The organism is Haladaptatus sp. R4 (assembly GCF_001625445.1).
Taxonomy (GTDB): domain Archaea; phylum Halobacteriota; class Halobacteria; order Halobacteriales; family Haladaptataceae; genus Haladaptatus.
Genome location: NZ_LWHG01000021.1, coordinates 553193 through 574338 on the forward strand (window position 1 = coordinate 553193; position 21146 = coordinate 574338).

Here is a 21146-nt window from a genome sequence, read left to right on the forward strand (position 1 = left end):
TGAGATACTTCCCGAAGGAAGGATATCACACGCCGAAGCCGATTCGACTCGAAGCGGGACGGTCTCGAACAAACTTAGAGACATATCCCAGAATTGCCAACATTCGAAACCATTTTCACACGAAATTGGTCGAAAACTATATCCAAACGCCATACTTTCGAATATTCCATGCGCGCAACGAATCGGCGTGATTTCCTCAAGGCGACGACCGTTATCGGCGCGACCCTCGCGGTCGGCGCGGATTTCGCGGTACAGGCGAAAGAGACCGGTGTCTCGGCCGGTTCGTGGACGACGTTTCGGGGGAACGCGGGGCGAACCGGAGCGACGACCGATAGCGGACCGAACTCGAACGTGGACACGGAGTGGACGTTCGATTTGGACGGCGGGATGGTCACCGTCGAACCGCTCGTCGCGGACGGGACGATATATCTGGCCGTGACGACGACGAACTCCCCGTCGGGCAGCGAGGGATACGTCGCCGCCTACGACCAACGGGAGGGAGCGACGGTGTGGAAGAAGGACGACATCTCGCGCCCGGGGACGCCGACGCTTGCCGACGGGACCATCTACTTCGAAACGTACGGTTCCGAGGACGCGGAAGCGACCGGGTTCTTCGCCCTCGACAGCAACAACGGCGAGACGAAGTGGCACAAGGAGGACTCCCTCGGATTCTCGAATCCGATGGTGGTGGACGGGACACTGTTCGCCGAGGTGGCGAACGGCATGGCCCAACTCGACCCCGGAACTGGTGACCCGATCTGGAAGACCGACAGCGCGAACGGGAGCGCGTGCTACGCCGATGGAACGCTGTTCTCCGAGACGGGAGTCGCGCTCGACACGGGTGACGGGTCCGTTCTGTGGGACGCGTCGGGCGACGACGACGAACTGCAAGCGGTGGCCAATGGAGTGGTGTACGGAGTCGTCAACGATGGCAAGACGAATCACGCCGTCACGGCGCGGTCGGTGGACGACGGGACGGTTCGGTGGACGACGTCGATCGACTATTCGGACTACTGGTCTCACGATCGACTCACGGTCGCGGACGGACGTGTCTACTTCCACGCAGGGGATACGCTGCTGGCGCTCGACGCGAAGAGCGGGGAGACGGTGTGGACACGCGAGGCAAACGCCACGCTCGCCGGGGCGGTGACGGTCGCCGACGGGACCCTTTACGCCGGTGGACGGGTCGGCGGCGACGGGGGGAACGCGGTGCTCCTCGCCATCGACGCGGCGGTCGGGCGAACAGGATTGGCAGTACGAGTTCGGAGGGTGGGATACCGCGGACACCGGCCCCGCGGCCAACTCGCCCGTCGTCGCCGACGGGAAGGTGTACACCGCGACGTACCCGATGAAGTCGACCATCGACTACGAATACACGAAGTACGGCGATTTCTACGTCCTCGGAAGCGACGGCGAACCGACGACCACGACGACGGAGGAAACGACCACGGATACCACGACCACCGACGAGACGACCACGGAGACGACTACGACGCCCGAGGAAACGACTTCGGATACCACGACCACCGACGAGACGACGACCAAAACCACGGGAACCACCACGGATACGGCGACTACGACGACTGGGGATTCGACGACCGACACGACGACATCCACGACTGGAACAACGACCACGACTGGAACAACGACCACGACCGGAACGGGGACGACCACGGAGGGAAGCCCCGGAACGGGGATGACGAACACGACTGACGCCGCTGGCAGCGGGACGAATACCAGCACGGCGACGAGTACGACCAGTTCGGACGGACAACCCGGATTCGGCATCCTCGCCGGAGTCGGCGGCATCGCCGGTCTGGGTGCGGCGCTCCGTGCCAAGTTCGGCGACGAGGAGTGATTTCTCCCGACCGATTTTTGTCGGGGAGTACGAATCGACGGGCATGTCCGACGAAATCGCGCGCGGCGCACCGCGTGAACGACAGACGCTCCACCTTCCGGAGTCGAAACTGGAGTCGCTTCGGGAGTGGGCGCTCGACGGGACGGGGGTGACCGCCGCCGCGCGGGTGCGGGACGCCGACGGACGAATCGCCCTCGTGAAGAACGGGTGGTCGGACGGATGGATCCTTCCCGGCGGCGGTGTCGAAAGTGGGGAAACGACGGTCGAGGCGGCGAGACGGGAAGTTCGTGAGGAGACGGAATTGAACGCGACCATCGACGCCCCGCTGGTCGTTTTGAAACAGTCGTACGTCGCGGCGGAAGACGGCGAGGAGTGGTTCACGGCGGAGTACGTCGTGTACGCGGCACGTGCGGACGGTGAGATTCCGGATGCATCCCGGTTGGGCGTGGCGGGTGAGGGGATTTCCGCGGCGCGATGGTTCGATAGGGTTCCCGAGAACCTGCACGACGGGGAGTTGCTTCGAGGGTATCTGTGAATCCGAGTCGGGAGAGGGACGGATTTCTACCATTCCGAGAATATACAAATAATCTATATTCTGACGAGGAGTTATCTCTCCTGTTTCTCATGACGCCCTCCCTTCGGCAGTTGGACGACGCGTGGAAGTACGCCATCCTTGGAGGGGTGGCCTCGCTCCCGTTTACCGCGGCTAGCTACTGGCAGACCGGGTCGAGGGTATCACTCGTGTCAGTGTTCGGCGGCGGCCTTCTCGCCGGTTACTTCCAAGCCCGGGATACGGGAACGCGTGATCACGTCGGAGCGCGCGCCGGACTGATCGGCGGGCTTCCGATACTGGTGATGCTGTTCGATATGCTACGATTCACGTTCGAATCGTCCAACCCGCTGTGGTTCTCGGTCGCCGCCGTACTGATGACACTTGCGTTCGCCGTGCTCTCCTTCGGTCTGGCCGCGCTGACCGGCGAGTTGGGCGCGATAGTCGGGAACAAGTTGGCGAAGCGGAAGGGTCCACGTCATCGGCCCGCGTAGGGAGTCAATCCGGGGAGGAAGGGCAATTTTACACTCGCAACTGCTCGATGACGGTCGTTTTGAACGCGACGGCGACCACACCGGCCGAAAACAGCCATACCAACACGATTTCCGTCGCCGTGGCGTTCCCGTCCGTCAGTCCCGTTCCGAGCAGGAAGTGAACCCCGATGGAGAGCAGGAAGACGAGAAAAGCGAAGTGCCAGACGCCATCGACGTACAGGTCGGGGTTGTACGAGAGCGCGGCGTAGGCGACGACGAGCGCGATGCCCAGCACGCCAACCACCCAAAACTGCTGGGTTCCGAAGCCGAGCGCGGTCGCCAACGGACCGGCGAGCGTCACCAACGCCAAGCTCAGCGCGAGCGTGGTGCTGAGGATTCGGGAGCCATCGACCATGCCGCGTGTTGCCGGAGGCGTGTGATAAGTGTAGCTACATCGACGGAATCTCAACAGATGGGTTTCGGGTCGAGACCCATTCCGGTGAGGGCGTCGGCGTAGTCGTCGTAGGCAATCTGGACGGTTTCGGTCGCGACATCGAACGCTCGGTTCCAATCGTCGTCGTCCGCACAGCACTCGGCGAGGACGGCACGGCCGTCCTCGACGTTTTCCCGCGTATCGGCGCGCAAGTCGCGGAAGAGGTTCGCACGACGCTTGTCGGCCTCGTTGACGAAGAAGTTCACGACCTGCAGCAGGGTTCGATTTCCGACGAGCGACCGGCCGACCAGTCCACCTGCCCGCGAGATATCGTCGTCCAATCCACGGAGATACGCCTGCATCGAGTCGATGGAATCCAGCGGTTCGAACTCGTCCAACTCCGCGACGACGCGCTCGTAGTGCTCCCGTTCCTGATCGGCCAACCGCTCGAACGTCTCCCGGGCATCGTCGCTCCCGTCGGCCCATTCGGCGAACGTCTCGGCGGCGCTGTGCTCACTGTTCGCGGACGCCGTGAGGACCACCTCGGGTTCGAGGTCGGCACCCGTCAGTGCGACCAGCAGTTGTTGTGACCCGAGGCGGTCGAGTTCGGTCGATTTCTCCGCACCCACCCTGTCGGCGAAGTCGTCCGGGTTCATAGCCATCACACGACGACGCCGAGTATAACGTTTGGGCGAGATGCGAGCAACGCCGTGACCCCGGTGGGCGAGAACCAGATATTTATACCTATCAGACATCTAACTGATCGTGACGAGGAAACTCTCGGACGAGATGGTACAGCGGATGATTCGGTCGATTCGGCCGGGGTGGACAGTTCGCGAGAACACCCCCATCACATCCGGTACCGACGCCGTCTCGTTTCTCACTGTGGAAACCGAGACCGGAGACAGAGAATTCGTTCTGAAGGTATGCACGGCGGTACCTTCGGAGGATTTCCGACCAGAGCCCTACGTGTTGTCGTTGCTCGAAGCCGGGACATCGGTACCGGTTCCCCACGTTATCGACGCGGTGGACACCCACGCCGACCTCCCCGCACCGTTCTTCCTGATGGAGCGGTGTGAGGGCGTCCTCGCGGACGACGCCGACCTCACGCCGGAGATGCACGAACGGATGGCGAGAGATGCGGGCCGATTCGCCGGTTCGTACCATGCCCTCAGTGATTTCGAGCGGTTCGGCTACGTTCGTCTCGACTGCGACCGCTCCAACTCACGTGGCGACGTGGTTGTCGATGGCCGCACGCTCGCCGTCGCCGACGACGCCGCACGGTCGTGGCGAGCATTCCTCGAAGACCTGTACGAAGGACGGATCGACGACCTCGACGACGAGTTCGCCGACCTCCGTTCCGATCTGGAAGCGTTCGTCGAAACGCGTCTCGATACGCTCGACCGGTCGTTCGACCCGGTGCTCGGCCATATCGACTACAAGCCGTGGAACGTCCTGATACGGCCCGAAACGGGGGAGACGGCGGCGGTTCTCGACTGGGCTCACGCGAGTACGATGGCTCCCTACTACGATCTCATCTTGGCCGAGGAACACCTCGGTCGCTGGGCACCGCTCGACGCCGACCGCAGAAAACGGGTTCGAACGGCTCTCGCAGAAGGGTATGCGGAGACGAACGAGTTGGAACGTGATTCCCGGTTCGAAGAGCGGCGAGAACTCTATCTCGCCGTGGCGCGTCTTCAGCCGCTCGTTTGGTTCTCCGAATGGACCGAGGGCGTTCCCACCGGTGAGCGACGGCGGCAGGCGGCGGAACACCGGAAATTCGTCGAGGATTTGCTGGCGTAGTTGTTCGTCACCGGTTCCCCCGACTACGGCCGTTCTCTTTTGGAGTTGCACGGCGTACGTCCTCCATGGCCGACGCCCTCTCACCGACCGAACTGTACGACCGACTCCAGCGGGGTGAGTCGCTCTCGATACTCGACGTTCGCAACCGCGACGAGTTCGAGGCGTGGCACATCGACGCACCACGCACCGTACAGCGACCGTACGTCGATTTTATGGGTGCGAAGGTGCGCGGCGAAATCCCGGAACTCGTCGAATCGCTCGGCCTCGATTCGGCCGACGAAGACGGACCGATCGTCGCGGTATGCCGTAGGGCGACGCGAGCGAACGCGTCGCCGAACTGCTCCGCGACGAGGGGTTGGACGTGTTGAACCTCGAATCGGGGATGGACGGATGGGCAACGGTGTACGTCGCCCGCGAAATCGACGCCCACCCGGAAACCGTCGTGCAGTACGAGCGCCCGTCCAGCGGTTGTCTGTCCTACCTCGTGATTTCGGGCGACGAAGCCGCCGTCATCGACCCGTTGCGCGAATTCGCCGACCGATACGTCGCGGACGCGGCCGAGCGGGGTGCGGATCTCCGCTACGCCATCGACACGCACGTCCACGCCGACCACATCAGCGGGATTCGAGCGGTTGCGGAGCGGAGCGAAGCGACGCCGGTGCTCCCGACGGGAGCGGAAGAACGGGGATTGGCGTTCGACGCCACGAACGTCACGTTCGTCGCGGACGGCGACGAACTCGAACTCGGGGACGGAACGCTGACCGTGCTCCACGCGCCGGGGCACACCAGCGAGATGACCCTGTTCAGGTTCGACGGCGTTCTCTTCAGCGCCGACACGCTGTTTCTGGACGGCATCGGTCGCCCCGACTTGGAGGCGGGGAGCGACGGCGCGCGCTCGCTCGCCGACTCGCTCTACGCGACGCTCCACGACCGCATCCGTGCGCTGCCGGGAGAGACGCTCGTCGCGCCCGGGCACGTTCGCTCGGGGACGCCCCGAGCGAAGACGGGACGTTCACCGCACCCCTGTCAGCGGTCCGCGATTCGGTTTCGCTCCTCTCGCTCGACAGGGACGCGTTCGTCGCACGCGTCGCGGACGATTTGCCGCCGCGACCGGCCAACTACGAGGAAATCGTGTCGGTGAATCTCGGAGAAGAAGCGGTCGATTCGGAGACCGCATTCGAACTCGAACTCGGTCCGAACAACTGTGCGGTGTAGCGGTTATGCGCGGTCGACTTCCTCGTTCACCTCGACCTGTGGCTCGTCGAGGTCGGAATCGAGACGCTCGTCGCCGTCCTCGTCCACGCGGTCGACTTCCTCCTCGATCTCTCGTTTTCGCTCGCGCTGCATCTCTCGCTCTCGGTCGCGGTTGTCTTCAGCCATCGCGACGCTGACTACATCGATACGGTATTTCCGTGTGATGGCCGTGGAGCGACGGTCAGATGGCCGCCGCACTGCGGTCCGCGACGACGAGGTTGACGGCGGCACCGGCCAGTATGATGATACCCGCGAAGTAGAGCCACGTGAGGAAGACGATAATCGCCCCGAGGATTCCGGTGAGTCCGTACTTGCCCGCCCCACCGAGGAACAGTTGGAATCCGGCTTGAAGGACCAACCAGCCGAGTGCGGCGAAAATCGTCCCCGGTAGCGCCTCCCGAAACGACATGTCCACCGGCGGAAGGACGTAGTACAGCGGGAAGAAGACGAACACGAGACCCAACAGGAGGACGACACTGGCGATGGTCCCGATGTGCGGAACGTTCACGAACAGCGACGACCCGAGGACGGTGCCGATGCCGACCATCAACGCGATGCCGAGAACCACCGCGAGGAGTGTCACGAGACCTTTCTTGACCTGTTCGACGATACCCGTGTCCGGGAATCGTTGATACACTTCCTCGAAGGAGATAACCAGCCCTCGAAACAGCTTGAGGCTACTCCAGACCAGAAGGATGACGCTTACGATGGACGCCCCGGCGCTTCCGGAGGAGTTGGTTAGCGTCCGGTCGACGATGGCCGAACCTTCCTTGGAGAGGAACTGTTTGGAAGCGTCGATGAGCATGGTCGAGAACTCCTTTCCGCCGAGGAGTGTCCCGACGGTCAACGCGAGGATGAGTAGCGGAAAGAGCGAGACGAACGCGTAGTACGCGAAACTGGCCGCGAGGAACGTGATGTTCCGTTCTTGGACGACATCGATGACCGACCGTGCCGACTCTGTGACGCTCATACAGGACAATGGGTTTCTTACGTAATGTTTGGTTCGGCTGTAGAAATGACGAATCGGGAGACGAGACCGTCCCGGCAGAACCGACCGCACCCGAAATCCGTTTGTCATCGCGTTTCGTTCACTGCGTATGGAAATCGACCCGGACGCAGGCGGTTCGCTGTACCGGACGTTGGCGGGAGCGGTGATTCCGCGCCCCATCGCGTGGGTGAGTTCGCGGAGCACCGACGGCGTGGAGAACCTCGCACCGTACAGTTTCTTCAACGTCGCGAGCGTCGCACCGCCGATGCTGATGTTCTCGGCCGCGGACGCACAGGACGGCCTGAAGGATACGCCGACGAACATCCGGGAGACCGAGGAGTTCGTCGTCAACATCGTCACCGAATCGGTCGCCGAGGCGATGAACGAGACGAGCGCGACGCTCCCCCACGGGGAGAACGAGTTCGACCACGCCGGACTCACCCGCGCGGAATCGGAGACCGTGAACGCGCCGCGTGTCGCCGAATCGCCGGTCTCGTTCGAGTGTTCGCTGCACGAGATGGTGGACCTCGGCGCGTCCACGATGGTGCTCGGAAAGGTCGAGTGGGTGCACGTGGACGACGACGTGACGACCGACGGGAAACTCGACGTGAACAAAATCGACGCCGTCGGACGCCTCTCGGGAAGCCTCTACACCCACACGGATGACCGATTTTCGATGGAGCGGCCGCCATGAGCGAGACGGGCGAGATGAGTGAGAGGAGCGAGACGGGCGAGGGGGACGCGGTCGAGCGCAGCGACGAACCGGTGACGGTCGAACGGTTGGAGTCCGACCTTCGGGAACTCGGCTTGTCGGCGGGGGACACGGTGCTCGTCCACGCGTCGCTCTCTGCGCTCGGGTGGGTTCCCGGCGGTGCACCGGCCGTCGTGGACGCGCTGATGGGCGTCGTCGCGGCGACGGGGACGCTCGCCATGCCCGCTCACTCCTCACAGCTATCGGACCCAACCCACTGGGAGAACCCGCCCGTTCCCGACGACTGGGTGGAAACGATCAAGGAAGCGTCGCCGCCGTTCCGTCCGGAACTCACGCCGACGCGGGGCATCGGTGCCATCGCGGACTGTTTCCGGGATTATCCCGGCGTCCGCCGGAGCGCCCATCCCGTCTCGTCGTTCGCGGCGTGGGGCGCGGACGCCGAGTTCGTGGTCGAGAACCACGCCTACGACTCGTCGCTCGGTGAGGAGTCACCGCTGGCGCGACTGTTCGACCTCGACGCGCGGGTCCTCCGGTTGGGCGTGGACGCGAACACGTCGCTCCATCTGGCGGAGTATCGGGCGGAGTACGACGGCAAGTCGTACGAGCAAAACGGCGGACCGGTGCTGGAAAACGGCGAGCGTCGATGGGTGACGTACGAGGAACCCGAGAGCGAGGACGACTTCCGGGAGGTCGAAGCGGCGTTCGAGGACGACTATTCGGTGCGGCGCGGACGCGTCGGCGAAGCCGACGCGACGCTGCTCTCACAGCGGGAACTGGTCGAGTTCGGGACGAGATGGATGTCGGAGAACAGATAGCTCAGTCGTCGGCCGCGGCGGCTTCGTCCATCGCGTCGGCGTCGGCTTCGATGCTCGGGGGATACTTTCCACGGTCGAGTTTCAGGTCGCTTCGCGGTCGGGCCATGCAGGTGAGCGCGTAGCGTTCGGCCTCTTCTTCGGTTAGGCCGCGAGCGGCGGGTTGGGTGACCTCCCCCTCGATGATTTCGGCCGAGCAGGCGAGACACATGCCGACGCGGCAGGAGTACTCCTGTGCGATGCCCTCCTCGATGCAGGCCTTGAGGATGGTCTGTTTGTCCGAAACTTCGATGGATTCACCGGTCCCGACGAACTCGACGGTGTACTCGGTCATACCTCGGCGTACGGAACAACTCGGCAAAACTCTTTATGGACGCCGCCGGACATTTTAGTCGTGGAAGATGCGACACAATAGGGGATAAAGAGTTTTCTCGTTGCCCTCTCGTAGCGAAACACATGAGCGAACAGTTTGATATGGTCGTTGTCGGTGCGGGAACGTCGGGGTGTTACGCCGCGGCGACCGTCGCGCGTGAGGGGTTCGATGTGGCCGTCATCGAGCGGAAGAACGAGGAAGAAGCGGGGCACATCGCGTGTGGTGACGCGTTGAAGGGTGCGGACGCCTTCCCGGAGGCGATTCCCAAGGAGCGAATCCAACCGGCGTTCACCAACACCGGCGTGGACCACGGTCGGTTCGAGATTCCCCAGGAGGACACGGTGCTCGAAATCCCCGTTCCCGGTGAACTCGCCGTCATCGACCGCTGGAAGTACGGACGACTCATCATCGAGGGGGCGAAGGCCGCCGGTGCCGAGTTCCACTACGACACGGTCGTGCAGGACGTGACGCAGGAGGGCAACGGACGCGTCACGGGCGTTCGTGCCAAGAAGGACGGCGACGTCATCGAGTACGAATCCGACATCGTCATCGACGCCGCTGGGTCGATGTCGCTGTTGCAGGACAAGACGGACTTCTCGAATGTCACGTTCGACACCAACGTCTCGTACTCGCAGTTCTGTTCGGCCTATCGCGAAATCGTGCACGTCGAGGAGCCGGTCGAGTGGGACGACGCGCTCGTCTTCAAGCCGACCGACCGCGCCGCGGGATACCTGTGGTACTTCCCGCGCACCAGCACGGAGATCAACGCCGGTCTCGGCTTCCAGATGAACGAGGAGCCGATGGAGCTCGTCGACGACCTGAAACACGACCTCCGAAACCGACCGGAGTTCGAGGGTGCGACCGTCACGGACAAACTCGGGGCGGCGCTGCCGACCCGACGGCCGTACGATTCGGCGACCGCACACGGCTACATGGCCGTCGGCGACGCCGCAGGACACGTCAACCCGACCACGGGCGGCGGCATCGCGGGTGCGGCCTACGCGGGCAAGTACGCGGGTGAGCAGGCCATCGAGGCCATCGAAACCGGCGATACGAGCGAGCACGCCCTCTGGGAGTACAACCGGAAAGTCATGGACCACTTCGGTGCGCGCTACGCCGGTCTCGACATCTACAACATCTTCACGACCGCGGTGGACGTGGACGACCTGATGGGGATGCTCGGCGCGCTCCCCGCGGAGAAACTCTCGGAGGCGCTGTACTCGGGCAGTGCCAGTATCGGGACGAAGCTCAAACTCCAGACCGCGCTCGACGCGCGCAATCACTGGCGACTCGTCTACGACCTCTACAAGACGAAGCGACTGGCCGACGAACTCCTCGACCACTACGAACACTACCCGACCGACCCGCGCGGCCTCGCGGCGTGGCAGGACGTTCGTGACGACCTGATGGACGACGTGTACGCGACGACCGGCGCGGTGCCGAAATACTGAATCCGGGTAGAAGCGGTTTTTTCGTTCGACGAACGCCGACCGAAGTCGGTTCGATTACGGGAACATCGAGCATCGGAAGGATGGGGAACGAGGATGAGATGTTATTGCATATCACAGTTAGAGCCGTGAAGAAGGAACGGGAACCAGCGGGCGCAAAAAAACAGAAACGAGCTACTCTATCTCGCGAATAACGATTTCGCCATAACTCTGGACGGTTACCTCGTAGTCGAGAATGGTGAAGATGACTTTTCCACCCATACGTGGAGAGCCATCGTGTTTGTCGCTAAATAGGTTGTCGAGTGCGTCAGGGTCGATCACGTCGTATAGCGGTACGCCGATCTCCGCTGGATCGACACCGGCAACGTCGGCGAGTGCCATGACCACCGCCGTGCTTAGTTGCTCCCCGTCCGCATAGCTGGTGTATCGGTTCGGTTGTGCTGTACTCGTGATGACGGCACCGTCGTTACTGTCGTTGATGTTCCCGTTCATAGGTGTGTACCTCTCGAACACTGCAACACTCGTTCGAATCATTCAGAGGGTTGTGACGGGTGCATATAAAAATTACCGTGTTCATTTGAAATGGTTGGAATTATATTATCAATTGCTGTCTAACAAGTCTCGGGCATAGGCGCGATTGCGATTGATTGCCCGTTGATGAACACCTATGGTCGTTGCTGTGCGATTTCGAGGACGGATGTCGAGAGTAGATCGACCCCGATTCCGAGGCTGTCCTCGTCCACGTCGAACGTCGAGGTGTGGTGGCCGCCCGGGTGATCCGTTCCGACGCCGACGTACGCCGCGAGGCCGCCGTTGTCCTGAACTTCCTGCATCAGATACGTCGCGTCCTCGCTGCCGCCGAGCGTGTCGCGCCGTATCGGGTTATCGACGCCGGTCGTGTTCAGGGAGACGTCGTGGATGATGTCTACCAGTCCGTCGTCGCTCACGGCGCTCGGCGCTTCACCCTCAGAGCTCAGTTCGACCGAACAGCCGTGCATCGCCGCCGCGTTTTCGAGGACGCGGACGGCACGTTCCTTCATGTAATCCTTGAGTTCGGTCGTCTCGCCCCGCACCTCGCCGTCGATGAACGCCCCCTCCGGAATGATGTTCGTCGCGGTGCCGCCGCCGACCTGTCCCGCGTTGATCCGCGTCGGGCCGTCCTCGTGGCGCGGAATGGCGTAGAGGTTCTGAACGGCGGTCGCCATCGCCTGAATCGCGTTCTCGCCCGCGTTCGGTTGACCGCCAGCGTGGGCCGGTTGGCCGGTGAACTCCGCGAGGAAGTGATCCACCGCGAGGAAACCGCCCACACCCGCGACGACTTCGCCGGTCGGGTGGTCGAGGCCGATGTGCACCGCCAGCAGGTAGTCCACGTCGTCCAGATGGCCGCTCTTCGCCATCGGTTTCCCCCCGGCGACCATCTCCTCGCCCGGTTGGAAGAGCACCTTGAACGTACCCTCGAAATCGCTATCCTTGATCGCCTCCAGTACACCGATTCCCATCGTGATGTGCGAATCGTGCCCGCAGGCGTGCATCGCGCCCGGGTGCTCCGAGCGGAAGCCTTCGGCGGCGGGAACGTGGTCGTCGTCCGTCGATTCCTCACGAATCAAGCCGTCGATGTCCACGCGCAGGGCGACCGTCGGTCCCTCGCCCCGTTCGAGGACGGCGATAGCGCCCGTGTTGCCGCCTTCGAGGCGTTCGAGGACGTCCTCCCGTGCCCCCGCCGCGCGAGCCTGTTCGTACCACGTTTCGAGTTCGTCGTCGTCCGGGATGGCCATGCGCTCCTCCTGAGCGAGCACCTCCGGCCCGACGAACAACTCGTCCACGCCGATTGATTCGAGTTCCTCGACGATCCGTGCGGTGGTGTAGAACTCGCGCCACGCCGGTTCGGGGTGGCGGTGAAGGTCGCGTCGGAGCGAGACGAGTCGGTCGCGGTGTTCCTGTTGACTCATAGCATGGGCCACGATTGCGGGGGTCTTAAACACTCGAAAAGCGGCCAGGGGGAACGTGTCGGCTCGGCTGAAGGAGAACACAGAATCGCCATCGTCTGCAGAAACGGTTATCTTTCTGAAAAGTCATACGTTATTCCGTGGCCGATGTATTTCAATTGATGGTGGGTCCGACGCACCGACGGTTGGTGGAGTTAACCGCCACCCGGGACCGAAGCGTTGGCGAACTCGTCGATGGTACCGAACTCAGCCAGCCGTATCCAAGCAACTGGGAACGCTCAAGGAGGGAGGACTGTATCCGTCCGTCGGGCCGAAAACGGCTGTACAAGGCAGAACCGAAGAACTGAGCGAGATGCGGGATTGGTTGTTGCAGTACGGTCCCCTCCGGACCGAGCGACTGGACGATTTGGAAGCGTACTTGGACAGGATCTGATTCCATGAAAGGAGAACTCACCGAAACGGAAGACGGTTACAGAGCACGATTCGAACGTATCCTCGACCACCCGGTCGAGAAGGTCTGGGAGGCATTGAGCGACCTGAAGCATTTGCGGGAATGGCTCGACGCCGTCGAATTCGAGGGAGAAGTCGGGGGCGAGTTGGTCACCGAGCACGACGACGACGTCGTCGTGGAGGATCGTATCCTTCGCATCGAACCGCCACACGTCTTGGAACACACGTGGTGGGAGGAGATGAACCCGGATGGCGTCGTCCGGTGGGAATTGAAACCGCATCCGGAGGGCTGTCTCCTGACGCTCACCTACACCGCACCGGCCGACAGCTCGGACGATTGGGTGAGGGATATGGCCGGATTGCACACCATAATCGAACTGCTCGCGGCGTATCTCGACGGCGTGGCAGTGGGTGAACACCAACGTCCCCCCGCTGGAGCGGATGGAAAACGGACGGGGGGTACCGGCGTCTACGCTCGGTTCGAGGAACGCTACGAAATCTATACGCCGGTCGTTGATGACGTCGAATCGCCGAATCACGGGTGACCGTCTCGGTTCACATTCGCTCGGTAGACACAGTTTTCTCGGTGAGAGGTGCCTGTCCCTCGAACCTGTTGATGACACAACTTGTATGTGGAACCATAACGAATATCGCCTCATGCAACGGTTCCTCCAAGCAGTGCGAAAGCGACTTCCCCTCCAGCGCTTTCTCTCCATCGTCCCCGTGTTGGCCGTTCTGTTGTATCTCAACGGTACCGACAACGAATCGATACTCTTCACCCTCGTCGGGGTCGCCCTTGCAAGCGTACTCGTCGCTGTTATCGACTCCTATGAAATCGACCGACGGATCTTCAAAGTCCTGTTCAGTCTCATCGTCCTCGGTACAGGGGTCGTGTCGGTGCAAGACGGTAGTTGGCCCGCAGTCGCGTTCCTCGTCGGGGGTGGTTGGCTCGTCCTCGACACGGTGTACGACTACCGACACGGTATCGAACGACGCGAAAAGACCGAAAGCAGATCGGTGAGCACGACCATGCACGAGATGCAAGAGTTCTCTCGGATAGCCCAACCGATACGGGCCGAACTCCGAGAGTACGCGAAGACGAGGGACGAACTCCACGCCGCGCTCGAAGAAGACAACGAGGAAATCGACGACGCCCTCGACCGCCTCTCGCGGATGGGTATCGTCACGAAGCGCGGCAGAACCTACTCGATAGACGAATCGTGGTCCGGAGTTTCGGGACTCCTCCGGAAAGTCGCCTCCGGAATAACACGACCGTTCACGATTTCCGCCTGACGTCGCGTCATCCGTCGATTGTTACCGACTACATTTATACGACCCCGGTCGCTTGTCACAGGATGTCAGAGGGAAATACGAATGAGTACGCCAAGCGACGAGCGTGACGAAGAAGTAGAAGAAGAGTTAGCGCAGGCAGAGCACGCGCGACACGAATCCCGCATCGAGTTCCACGGCGGGACGGCGATGAGCGCGCTCCCCATCGGGTTGTTCATCGTCTGGGCGATATTTCAGAGCGGGTTTCTCGGTGTCGGGGACACATCGGGACTCGTCGTCGGGATGCTCGTCTCGCTCATCGTCGGGATGTTCTTCGCGAAGGGCGATTGGAAGACGTACGCCAACACCATCTTCGAGGGGATGACCCAGCGCGTGGCCGCGACGGCCATCGTCGCGTGGCTCTGGGCCGGAATGTTCGCCCAGGTGCTACAGGATGGCAAGTTCGTCCAGGGACTCGTCTGGGCCGCCGAGACGCTACACGTCGGCGCGTCGCTGTTTCCGGCGGCGACCTTCATCCTCGCGGCGCTGTTGGCGACGGGCATCGGGACGGGATACGGAACGACCATCGCGTTCTCGGGTCTGTTCTTCCCCGCGGGACTCGTGGTCGGTGCGAACCCGGTGTTGCTATTCGGTGCCATCCTGTCCGGCGCGGTGTTCGGCGACAACCTCGCCCCGGTCAGCGACACGACCATCGTCAGCGCGGTGACGCAAGACTCGGACATCGGCGGCGTCGTCGCCTCCCGATTCAAGTACGCGCTCACCGCGGCGGTGTTCGCGCTCGTCGGGTACGTCATCGCCGGAACGATGATGGATGGTGCGAACATCTCGGGGAACGTCTCGTTGAACAGCAACCCGGTCGGCCTCATCCACCTCGTCTCGATGGGCATCGTCATCGTGACGGCCATCTCGGGCCGCCACATCGTCGAGGCGATTTCGTGGGGACTCGTGTTCGCGGTCGTCATCAACGTCGTCACCGGTCTCGCGCCGATTCAGAAGATGTTGGTGTTCTACGCGCCGAACAACGGCCCGCTCGCTAGCACCTTTGGATTCCTGCCGTTCGTTCATACGGTCGCCGTGAACGCGGACAACGCGGGCACGGTCGGCGGAAGCCTCTACAGCGGTGCGACGGGATTCTTCCCGCTCATCGTGTTGACGCTCCTCATCGTCGCCGGGGCACAGATCATGATCCGCGGCGGCGGCTTCGAGGCGCTGCAGAACTGGCTGTTGAACACCGTTGCGACCAACGTTCGGCGCGCCGAGACGACCATGGTGCTCGGGACGGCGAGCGTCAACGCCATGATCACCATCAACACCGCCGCCGAAATCGCCATCGCGCCGTACGTCGCCCGCATCGGGCAGCGGTTCAACATCAACGGCTACCGTCGCGCCAACATCCTCGACGCCAATAGCTCCGCCATGGGTTACATCTTCCCGTGGGGCGGCGGCGTCTTGGTCGGCTACGCGACGATGGTTCAACTCGTGGGCAGCGACCAGTTCGGTTGGTTCACGCGGTCGATGGTCGTCAGCCCCGCACACGTCTGGCCGTTCGTCTTCCAAGGCTGGTTCCTGTTCGCCGTGTTCCTCTTCTCGGCGCTCACCGGGTTCGGCCTCGAATACGTTTCCGACCGCCGTTCCGAGGAGGTGGCGCGGGTATGAGCCTCCTCGACAAGTATCTCGCGGGCTGGTCGTTCCGGACGAGCACCCCGTCGTTCGAGGTCGGCGAGGAGATAGACGTCTACCTCACCGGGCAGCGCAACGGAACCGCGACCGCCCGAGTCGGCGACACCGTCCTCCGAGTGGAAGGGGCACCGCCGGGCAAGGTCGACGACCGCGTTCGACTGCGCGTCGAGGAGTTCGACGCGAACGAGCACAGGGGACGGGCGACGTTCGTCGAAACCATCGACGGGGAGTGAGCCGACTCGGTTACGTCGAGGTAACTCCGTAACCGAGCGCTTACGGCCGGTTTATGCCTTCTAAAAGCCTCTTTTCGAGTACGTACCTTGGGGGGTGCGGAACGATGGAAACGGAGAACTCGATCGAACTACCGGACGCGGGCGATTCGCGCCGGGAGTTCATGAAGAAAGGACTGCTCACGGCGAGCGCGCTCGGCCTCGGAATAGCAGGGGTCGGGACGGCGGCGGCACAGAGCGACCGGAGCGTACTGGTGTACTTCGACGATTACGTCGCGGAATCGGAGTTTCGGGTCGTCTCGATGCTTCCGGCGACGATCACGGTTCGGATGTTGATGCTCCCGGGAGGCGGCGAAGCACCCGAAATCTCGCAACCGGACGACTACAACGGCTACGCGATTCGGTACGTGCGGGGGACCAACGTCGCGGGTGCCTCCTACGTGTTCACGAAGGGGACGCTACGGGAGCGGACGAAGTATCGATTTTCGAACGACGCGGCGGTCTTCAGTAGCCGTCTCGGACTCCTCGACACCACCGTCAGCCGAAGCTAAGTCGGCGTCGAGGAACCGAGTCACCACTACCAGCCGTCGATTCGAGTTGGAGGACGTTCGAGAATTCGAGAACCGAAAAAAACGAGAATCAGGCTTTGCCCATGCCCTGAATCTGTTCGAGTTCGACCTCGACGCGGATTCCGGGCGGGAAGTCCATCTGGGCGACGCGGCGGGACACGTCGTTGTGACCGACGATTTCCAGCCGTCGAGTGTAGACGGTGTAGTCCCAACTTCGGAACTGGCGTCCCTCCTCCCCGGAGAGCGTTTTATACTGTGGTACGCGGTGGTGTTCCGGCGGGTCCGAATGCGGGCCGCGCAAGTCCGCGCCTTTTCGTCCGGCGAGATCTCGAATGTCGGAGACGACATTGTCGAGAACGGGCCGGTTCCCGCTCTGTAGGAGTACTTTTGTGATGAAGGTCATGGCTAGCTCTGTAGGCAGTACACAATCCTGCTACGTAAAACGTCTGCTTCCGGCTCGCCACTTTCCCCTTATATTTCGAGGGCATATAATAAAAAAGTAGAGGATGAATTCAAAGCGCAGGACGGAGTAGACGGGAAAACGACTGTATTGCTTCGACATTCCTTTAATGGCTACCCGCGTACATGGACCCAATGGCAGTTAACGCTACGAGCGCGGGTGCGATCCTGTTCAGGGATACCCGTGGTCGACGAGAATACCTCCTCCTCAAAAGCCGTCCGGGCGATTGGGAGTTCCCGAAAGGCGGCGTGGAGGGCGACGAAGAGCTACAGCAAACGGCGATACGCGAAGTCAAAGAGGAGGCCGGAATCGAGGATTTTCGCCTCCTCGACGGCTTCCGTGACGACTACAGTTACGTCTTCGAGGCGAACGGGACGACGATACACAAGACCGTCCACCTGTTCATCGCCAAATCGTACGAGGCCAGTGCGGAACTCTCGACCGAACACCGGGACCTGCAGTGGCGCGACTACGAACAGGCGATAAACACCATCACGCAGGACGGGCCGCGCGACATCCTCCGGGATGCACACGAGTTCCTCGACGAGTACGACGACGCCTGAAAGAAGAAATCGATTTTTGGGGGCTTACTGCCGCCGAGCGAGCAGCGCGACCGCCGCGAGTGCGACGACCGAGACGCCGAGTCCGAAACCAGGCTGACCACCGCTGTCCGAGGTCGTGGTGGTGCTGGAATCGTTGGCTGTCGTGGTGGTCGTCCTCTCGTGGTTCGTGGTCGTCGTCTCGGAATCCGACCCGCTCGTCGTTTCGCGGGTGGTCGTCGAGTCACCCTTCACTTCGAGGCCGCCGTAGCCGATTTTCGGGACGTTCTTCCCGGTTCCGGCGTAGACGGTGAGTCCGTACATGTCTGGGGAGAACTCCGACTTCGTCTCGTTTTTGACGGTGAGTCCGTCGTCGCCGTTCACCGTCAGCGCCGAGCCATCACCGCTTCCTGCCTTGGACGTGTCGAATATCAGGACGACGGTGCCGTCGCCGTTACCGTCCGTGACGGTCGCATTGAGTTTGTACGCCTTCGCGCCACCACCGATCTGGACGGTTATCGCATCGGCGTCTTTCAGGTCGAAACTCATCGTGACCGTTTCACCCTTCTGCACTTCGTACATGGAGCGATTGAACGTGACCGTGCTGTTCGCGTCGTTCTCGAAGAGGTCGGGGGACTGTACCGCGGGGTTGTCCGCGCTCATCGCGTTTCCGGCAGTCGTCGCGGCGGCGGGACCGATGACCGAGCCGCTTGCGAGAAGCGAGACGAGCACGAGGGCCGTAAGAGCATTTCGTAGGTTCATATGTGTTGAATCCCGGTAGTCGTCCGGTTATACTCGTCAGCTGACGAGATTGATGTTACTTTCTCGTTATCCAACTAATGTTTTTTGATACGCCGTAGTCGAATCCCTTACCAACGTCGGGTGAGACGGGAGGGTATGGACGAATCGGAGTTCGTCTTCGAACTGCGAACCTGCCGATGGGCCGAGCGACGGTGGCCGCCCGGCGACGGCGAGCGTGCCGTCCTCGTCGCGCGGCAACTCGGCACGAAGCGTCGGCGATGGGACACCCTCGTCATCGAAGTCGATGCCGACGCGTTGGCCCGGCGCGCGAACTTCGGTCGTGACCGATTGGACGGCGACATGTTGCACCTCGTGAAACACGCCCCCGAGGAGTGGGAGTGGTACCGCGACGCCCTTCCGGACCCCGGCTATCCGTGGCGCTACGTGCGAGAGACGATTCACGAGGCGGACGACCGGGAAATTCTGGACGTTCGGAGGAACGGAAACCGCCTCGAAATCCGGCGGCGGTTCGTCTACCCGGACTGGGTTCGACGCATGGTCGCCATCGAGAACAAACCCGACCTGGACGCCAGCGCCGCACGGAACTTACGCCCGCAGTTGGAGCGGGACGTCGCCCTCTCGCTGGCCGACGAGGTCTGGGTGGCGACGAACCGGACGGGAGAGCGCGTCGAACCGGCGTTACTCGAATCCATCCCGGTCGAAGCGGGAATCCTGACCTTCGACGGCCACGACGTGACGGTGGCGTGGTATCCCCGGACGCTCGACGCGGAGGCGCCCGGAACGCGAATCCTCGAACGCCCCGGCGGCGGGAAGTACGACCAGTCGGCGGCGCGGTTCGAGTACGTGTCCCCCGAGGAGAAACGGCGAAAACGACTCGCAATCGCGGAGCGGGCCTACGAACGCGGCTGGCGAACCTACACCCGGACCATGCGGCCGGACTGTCGGCACTTCGAACTGCTCCGCGAGGACGAACTGGTGTTGCCGTACTGCGCCGCGAAAGCCTGCCACCAGACGGCGCGGGAGTGTTCCGGTCGCTGTCCGTCGTTCGAACCGGAGCCGCCAGCCTGGCGGCAGAAGGGGTGGCCCATCGAGGGCGGGCCGGGGAAAGCGAGCAAGCGTCTGCTCGAATCCCGTCGGGAGCGGTTTCGGCCGGGCGAGGCGAAACGGTAGCCGTTAACCCGACTCTTCGACCGTGATTTCGTCGCGCGCCACGGTCAGTTTGAACGTCGGAACGGTTCGGTAGACGACGTCCACGACGCCCTTTCGCTTCAGGCTCTGGAGCGCGGAGCGCACGTCATCGACGTCGGGGTCGATATCGAACTCGTCGCGGAGGCTGTGGAGAACGGCGACGACGCTCGACGACCGTTCGTCCGGACCGGGGACGACGTCGAACACCTGTTTCTGGAGTTTCGGGACGCGGACGACGCTCGGTACGTCGTCCTCCTCGTCGGCGACGACGCCGGGTTCCACGTCCACGAGGTCGTTCGCCTCGGTCGTCGCGCGGATGTAGCTGTTTTCGTCGCGGTAGTAGTACTCCTTGAGTTCGTTTTCGAGATATTGATGCACCTCGCTCCCGCTCTCCAACCCCCAGCGATCCTGGAGTTCGCTGTTCTTCGTGGGTTGAAGTTCGACCAAGTCCGCGAGTCGATCGCGGGCTTCCTCGGACAACGTCATTGTCGCGTGATTATGACGGGGGGTTATTTCCAACTTCCGGAGCGACGTGAATGGCGATGAGGAAAGTGGTGGAGCGAGGGGGACGTTGTCGGAACTCGGTTCCGACTGAATTCGCTACGACGAGACTATTTTGGCTCTGACGAGAACCAGCAACGACGATGACGACTTCGAAAGCCCTCGCCACGCTCGCTACGAGTTGCTTCTGGTTTCATTGAGAGAGCAACTGCTGAGAACACTACCTCGAAAGCCCCCGCCCGCTCGCGGCCGCTGTGCAGGATATTCTGGCCTCTCCGCCACGTTCGGCCAGAACAGTGCCTACACAGCGACTAAACGGTGCGCGAGCGGGCGACCCCTTTCAATCCCACCTGACCGCACCCGCACCGCTTGCTCGCGGGCCGTGCCCGCTCGCTTGCGAGGTTCCTCCGGAACCTCGTCTGCCACACCCTCCCCAACCGATTCCTTCGCTCGTCACACTCGCTCACTCATCCCTCGCACGATAGCCAGTCAGGTCCTCGGACGACGTGTCCTCGGCCCTGATGGCCCGCGCGCCACTCGGTCGGACGAGACAGGCGATACCGACCCAGCCACACGGCGCGCGAATGGCGCACGCCAGTGCGCCCGCGCGAGGGATGACCGAACGTAGTGAAGGAATCGGTTGGGGAGGACGTGGTGCGGTGCGGCAGCGGAGCGGTTGCGGTGTAGGTGTGGGTTTCGAGGAAGTATTCTCGGGAACTGCAATCACAAACCGACCAAACACTCCTGTGCGTAGCGAGCGACGTGGGTTTCACCCACCAGTTGCTGTCCTCTTCTCGAAAGCGCCACACCACATTCCTTCTCCTCTC

At 62.4% G+C, this 21146-nt stretch carries 26 protein-coding genes and 1 pseudogene; 17 read left to right on the top strand and 10 right to left on the bottom strand.

Going from position 1 to position 21146, the window contains the following annotated elements; genetic code table 11:
• Window positions 1–168: 168 nt before the first annotated feature.
• The 4 genes from A4G99_RS12350 (at window position 169) to A4G99_RS12360 (ending at window position 2902) form a co-directional block, all read left to right on the top strand.
• Window positions 169–1713, top strand: a complete 1545-nt coding sequence (locus A4G99_RS12350; protein WP_066143960.1) for a PQQ-binding-like beta-propeller repeat protein — start codon at window positions 169–171, stop codon at window positions 1711–1713.
• Window positions 1697–1858 (top strand): hypothetical protein, encoded by a 162-nt coding sequence (locus A4G99_RS25945; protein ID WP_190303751.1) that lies wholly within the window; start codon window positions 1697–1699, stop codon window positions 1856–1858. The genes A4G99_RS12350 and A4G99_RS25945 overlap by 17 nt, the downstream gene beginning before the upstream one ends.
• A 43-nt stretch (window positions 1859–1901) precedes the next feature.
• The gene (locus A4G99_RS12355) at window positions 1902–2393 is read left to right on the top strand and encodes an NUDIX hydrolase (protein WP_066143962.1); all 492 of its coding nucleotides are present in this window, start codon (window positions 1902–1904) and stop codon (window positions 2391–2393) included.
• A gap of 89 nt (window positions 2394–2482) precedes the next feature.
• Window positions 2483–2902, top strand: a complete 420-nt coding sequence (locus A4G99_RS12360) for a DUF5518 domain-containing protein (protein ID WP_066143965.1) — start codon at window positions 2483–2485, stop codon at window positions 2900–2902.
• A 28-nt stretch (window positions 2903–2930) separates the two neighbouring features.
• Here A4G99_RS12360 and A4G99_RS12365 read toward each other — a convergent pair whose 3' ends face one another.
• Together A4G99_RS12365 and A4G99_RS12370 are read right to left on the bottom strand one after the other, a co-directional pair.
• Window positions 2931–3296, bottom strand: coding sequence for a hypothetical protein (locus A4G99_RS12365; protein WP_066143968.1), 366 nt, complete (start codon window positions 3294–3296; stop codon window positions 2931–2933).
• 50 nt (window positions 3297–3346) lie between these two features.
• Window positions 3347–3970 (bottom strand): rubrerythrin family protein, encoded by a 624-nt coding sequence (locus A4G99_RS12370; RefSeq protein ID WP_066143970.1) that lies wholly within the window; start codon window positions 3968–3970, stop codon window positions 3347–3349.
• 109 nt (window positions 3971–4079) lie between these two features.
• Here A4G99_RS12370 and A4G99_RS12375 point away from each other — a divergent pair, with 109 nt between their 5' ends.
• Together A4G99_RS12375 and A4G99_RS12380 are read left to right on the top strand one after the other, a co-directional pair.
• Entirely contained in the window at window positions 4080–5117 is a 1038-nt protein-coding gene (locus A4G99_RS12375; RefSeq protein WP_082837805.1) for a phosphotransferase family protein, read from the top strand.
• A gap of 65 nt (window positions 5118–5182) precedes the next feature.
• Window positions 5183–6332 (top strand): annotated as a pseudogene (locus tag A4G99_RS12380) (MBL fold metallo-hydrolase).
• A gap of 3 nt (window positions 6333–6335) precedes the next feature.
• Here the strand turns inward: A4G99_RS12380 and A4G99_RS25950 are convergent.
• Both A4G99_RS25950 and A4G99_RS12385 read right to left on the bottom strand, forming a co-directional pair.
• Window positions 6336–6497, bottom strand: coding sequence for a hypothetical protein (locus A4G99_RS25950; protein ID WP_190303752.1), 162 nt, complete (start codon window positions 6495–6497; stop codon window positions 6336–6338).
• A 55-nt stretch (window positions 6498–6552) separates the two neighbouring features.
• Window positions 6553–7341 carry a YihY/virulence factor BrkB family protein gene (locus A4G99_RS12385; protein WP_066143974.1) on the bottom strand — a complete coding sequence of 263 codons (789 nt, stop codon included), beginning with the start codon at window positions 7339–7341 and terminating at the stop codon, window positions 6553–6555.
• Window positions 7342–7468: 127 nt separating this feature from the next.
• On the opposite strand from A4G99_RS12385, the gene A4G99_RS12390 reads away from it, so the two are divergent.
• Complete coding sequence (locus A4G99_RS12390; protein ID WP_066143977.1) at window positions 7469–8053, top strand: flavin reductase family protein; 585 nt, start codon at window positions 7469–7471, stop codon at window positions 8051–8053.
• A complete protein-coding gene (locus A4G99_RS12395; RefSeq protein ID WP_223301859.1) occupies window positions 8050–8886 on the top strand; it encodes an aminoglycoside N(3)-acetyltransferase in 837 nt (278 codons plus the stop codon). Before A4G99_RS12390 ends, A4G99_RS12395 begins: the two co-directional genes overlap by 4 nt.
• A gap of 1 nt (window position 8887) precedes the next feature.
• Here A4G99_RS12395 and A4G99_RS12400 read toward each other — a convergent pair whose 3' ends face one another.
• A complete protein-coding gene (locus A4G99_RS12400; RefSeq protein WP_066143980.1) occupies window positions 8888–9217 on the bottom strand; it encodes a 2Fe-2S iron-sulfur cluster-binding protein in 330 nt (109 codons plus the stop codon).
• 122 nt (window positions 9218–9339) lie between these two features.
• Here A4G99_RS12400 and A4G99_RS12405 point away from each other — a divergent pair, with 122 nt between their 5' ends.
• Window positions 9340–10707: a geranylgeranyl reductase family protein gene (locus tag A4G99_RS12405; RefSeq protein ID WP_066143982.1), complete on the top strand. Its 1368-nt coding sequence runs from the start codon at window positions 9340–9342 to the stop codon at window positions 10705–10707.
• Window positions 10708–10878: 171 nt separating this feature from the next.
• Here A4G99_RS12405 and A4G99_RS12410 read toward each other — a convergent pair whose 3' ends face one another.
• Together A4G99_RS12410 and A4G99_RS12415 are read right to left on the bottom strand one after the other, a co-directional pair.
• Window positions 10879–11196 (bottom strand): HalOD1 output domain-containing protein, encoded by a 318-nt coding sequence (locus A4G99_RS12410; protein WP_066143985.1) that lies wholly within the window; start codon window positions 11194–11196, stop codon window positions 10879–10881.
• A 173-nt stretch (window positions 11197–11369) separates the two neighbouring features.
• On the bottom strand, window positions 11370–12653 hold the full coding sequence (locus tag A4G99_RS12415; protein ID WP_066143988.1) for an amidohydrolase: 1284 nt from the start codon (window positions 12651–12653) through the stop codon (window positions 11370–11372).
• A 158-nt stretch (window positions 12654–12811) separates the two neighbouring features.
• Here A4G99_RS12415 and A4G99_RS12420 point away from each other — a divergent pair, with 158 nt between their 5' ends.
• The 6 genes from A4G99_RS12420 to A4G99_RS12445 all read left to right on the top strand — a co-directional run bounded on the left by A4G99_RS12420 (window position 12812) and on the right by A4G99_RS12445 (window position 16851).
• Window positions 12812–12997, top strand: a complete 186-nt coding sequence (locus A4G99_RS12420; RefSeq protein WP_066143990.1) for a hypothetical protein — start codon at window positions 12812–12814, stop codon at window positions 12995–12997.
• A gap of 90 nt (window positions 12998–13087) precedes the next feature.
• Entirely contained in the window at window positions 13088–13645 is a 558-nt protein-coding gene (locus A4G99_RS12425) for an SRPBCC domain-containing protein (protein WP_066143992.1), read from the top strand.
• 112 nt (window positions 13646–13757) lie between these two features.
• Window positions 13758–14393, top strand: coding sequence for a hypothetical protein (locus tag A4G99_RS12430; RefSeq protein WP_066143995.1), 636 nt, complete (start codon window positions 13758–13760; stop codon window positions 14391–14393).
• Between the two features lie 81 nt (window positions 14394–14474).
• Window positions 14475–16046, top strand: coding sequence for a Na+/H+ antiporter NhaC family protein (locus A4G99_RS12435; protein ID WP_066143998.1), 1572 nt, complete (start codon window positions 14475–14477; stop codon window positions 16044–16046).
• Window positions 16043–16303 carry a hypothetical protein gene (locus A4G99_RS12440; RefSeq protein WP_066144002.1) on the top strand — a complete coding sequence of 87 codons (261 nt, stop codon included), beginning with the start codon at window positions 16043–16045 and terminating at the stop codon, window positions 16301–16303. The genes A4G99_RS12435 and A4G99_RS12440 overlap by 4 nt, the downstream gene beginning before the upstream one ends.
• 104 nt (window positions 16304–16407) lie before the next feature.
• Complete coding sequence (locus A4G99_RS12445) at window positions 16408–16851, top strand: hypothetical protein (RefSeq protein WP_066144003.1); 444 nt, start codon at window positions 16408–16410, stop codon at window positions 16849–16851.
• Window positions 16852–16939: 88 nt separating this feature from the next.
• Here the strand turns inward: A4G99_RS12445 and A4G99_RS12450 are convergent, their stop codons facing one another.
• Window positions 16940–17272, bottom strand: a complete 333-nt coding sequence (locus A4G99_RS12450; protein WP_066144006.1) for an uS10/mL48 family ribosomal protein — start codon at window positions 17270–17272, stop codon at window positions 16940–16942.
• 191 nt (window positions 17273–17463) lie between these two features.
• Between A4G99_RS12450 and A4G99_RS12455 the strand changes: the two genes are divergently transcribed.
• Entirely contained in the window at window positions 17464–17892 is a 429-nt protein-coding gene (locus A4G99_RS12455) for a bis(5'-nucleosyl)-tetraphosphatase (protein ID WP_066144009.1), read from the top strand.
• A gap of 24 nt (window positions 17893–17916) precedes the next feature.
• Here A4G99_RS12455 and A4G99_RS12460 read toward each other — a convergent pair whose 3' ends face one another.
• On the bottom strand, window positions 17917–18630 hold the full coding sequence (locus A4G99_RS12460; protein WP_066144012.1) for a PGF-CTERM sorting domain-containing protein: 714 nt from the start codon (window positions 18628–18630) through the stop codon (window positions 17917–17919).
• Window positions 18631–18765: 135 nt separating this feature from the next.
• Between A4G99_RS12460 and A4G99_RS12465 the strand changes: the two genes are divergently transcribed.
• Window positions 18766–19800, top strand: a complete 1035-nt coding sequence (locus tag A4G99_RS12465) for a DUF5787 family protein (RefSeq protein WP_066144016.1) — start codon at window positions 18766–18768, stop codon at window positions 19798–19800.
• Between the two features lie 3 nt (window positions 19801–19803).
• Here the strand turns inward: A4G99_RS12465 and A4G99_RS12470 are convergent, their stop codons facing one another.
• On the bottom strand, window positions 19804–20304 hold the full coding sequence (locus A4G99_RS12470; protein WP_066144020.1) for a DUF5797 family protein: 501 nt from the start codon (window positions 20302–20304) through the stop codon (window positions 19804–19806).
• Between the last annotated feature and the right edge of the window lie 842 nt (window positions 20305–21146).

Bases quoted from the DNA above. Each gene is read 5' to 3' on its own strand.
- A4G99_RS12445 (WP_066144003.1), top strand. From the start codon at position 16,408: ATGGAAACGGAGAACTCGATCGAACTACCGGACGCGGGCGATTCGCGC.
- A4G99_RS12400 (WP_066143980.1), bottom strand. From the start codon at position 9,217: ATGACCGAGTACACCGTCGAGTTCGTCGGGACCGGTGAATCCATCGAA.
- A4G99_RS12360 (WP_066143965.1), top strand. From the start codon at position 2,483: ATGACGCCCTCCCTTCGGCAGTTGGACGACGCGTGGAAGTACGCCATC.
- A4G99_RS12395 (WP_223301859.1), top strand. From the start codon at position 8,050: ATGAGCGAGACGGGCGAGATGAGTGAGAGGAGCGAGACGGGCGAGGGG.
- A4G99_RS12440 (WP_066144002.1), top strand. From the start codon at position 16,043: ATGAGCCTCCTCGACAAGTATCTCGCGGGCTGGTCGTTCCGGACGAGC.
- A4G99_RS12385 (WP_066143974.1), bottom strand. From the start codon at position 7,341: ATGAGCGTCACAGAGTCGGCACGGTCGGTCATCGATGTCGTCCAAGAA.
- A4G99_RS12370 (WP_066143970.1), bottom strand. From the start codon at position 3,970: ATGAACCCGGACGACTTCGCCGACAGGGTGGGTGCGGAGAAATCGACC.
- A4G99_RS12420 (WP_066143990.1), top strand. From the start codon at position 12,812: ATGGTGGGTCCGACGCACCGACGGTTGGTGGAGTTAACCGCCACCCGG.
- A4G99_RS12350 (WP_066143960.1), top strand. From the start codon at position 169: ATGCGCGCAACGAATCGGCGTGATTTCCTCAAGGCGACGACCGTTATC.
- A4G99_RS12455 (WP_066144009.1), top strand. From the start codon at position 17,464: ATGGCAGTTAACGCTACGAGCGCGGGTGCGATCCTGTTCAGGGATACC.
- A4G99_RS12435 (WP_066143998.1), top strand. From the start codon at position 14,475: ATGAGTACGCCAAGCGACGAGCGTGACGAAGAAGTAGAAGAAGAGTTA.
- A4G99_RS12355 (WP_066143962.1), top strand. From the start codon at position 1,902: ATGTCCGACGAAATCGCGCGCGGCGCACCGCGTGAACGACAGACGCTC.
- A4G99_RS12450 (WP_066144006.1), bottom strand. From the start codon at position 17,272: ATGACCTTCATCACAAAAGTACTCCTACAGAGCGGGAACCGGCCCGTT.
- A4G99_RS12460 (WP_066144012.1), bottom strand. From the start codon at position 18,630: ATGAACCTACGAAATGCTCTTACGGCCCTCGTGCTCGTCTCGCTTCTC.
- A4G99_RS25950 (WP_190303752.1), bottom strand. From the start codon at position 6,497: ATGGCTGAAGACAACCGCGACCGAGAGCGAGAGATGCAGCGCGAGCGA.
- A4G99_RS12410 (WP_066143985.1), bottom strand. From the start codon at position 11,196: ATGAACGGGAACATCAACGACAGTAACGACGGTGCCGTCATCACGAGT.
- A4G99_RS12405 (WP_066143982.1), top strand. From the start codon at position 9,340: ATGAGCGAACAGTTTGATATGGTCGTTGTCGGTGCGGGAACGTCGGGG.
- A4G99_RS25945 (WP_190303751.1), top strand. From the start codon at position 1,697: ATGACGAACACGACTGACGCCGCTGGCAGCGGGACGAATACCAGCACG.
- A4G99_RS12415 (WP_066143988.1), bottom strand. From the start codon at position 12,653: ATGAGTCAACAGGAACACCGCGACCGACTCGTCTCGCTCCGACGCGAC.
- A4G99_RS12365 (WP_066143968.1), bottom strand. From the start codon at position 3,296: ATGGTCGATGGCTCCCGAATCCTCAGCACCACGCTCGCGCTGAGCTTG.
- A4G99_RS12470 (WP_066144020.1), bottom strand. From the start codon at position 20,304: ATGACGTTGTCCGAGGAAGCCCGCGATCGACTCGCGGACTTGGTCGAA.
- A4G99_RS12390 (WP_066143977.1), top strand. From the start codon at position 7,469: ATGGAAATCGACCCGGACGCAGGCGGTTCGCTGTACCGGACGTTGGCG.
- A4G99_RS12425 (WP_066143992.1), top strand. From the start codon at position 13,088: ATGAAAGGAGAACTCACCGAAACGGAAGACGGTTACAGAGCACGATTC.
- A4G99_RS12465 (WP_066144016.1), top strand. From the start codon at position 18,766: ATGGACGAATCGGAGTTCGTCTTCGAACTGCGAACCTGCCGATGGGCC.
- A4G99_RS12430 (WP_066143995.1), top strand. From the start codon at position 13,758: ATGCAACGGTTCCTCCAAGCAGTGCGAAAGCGACTTCCCCTCCAGCGC.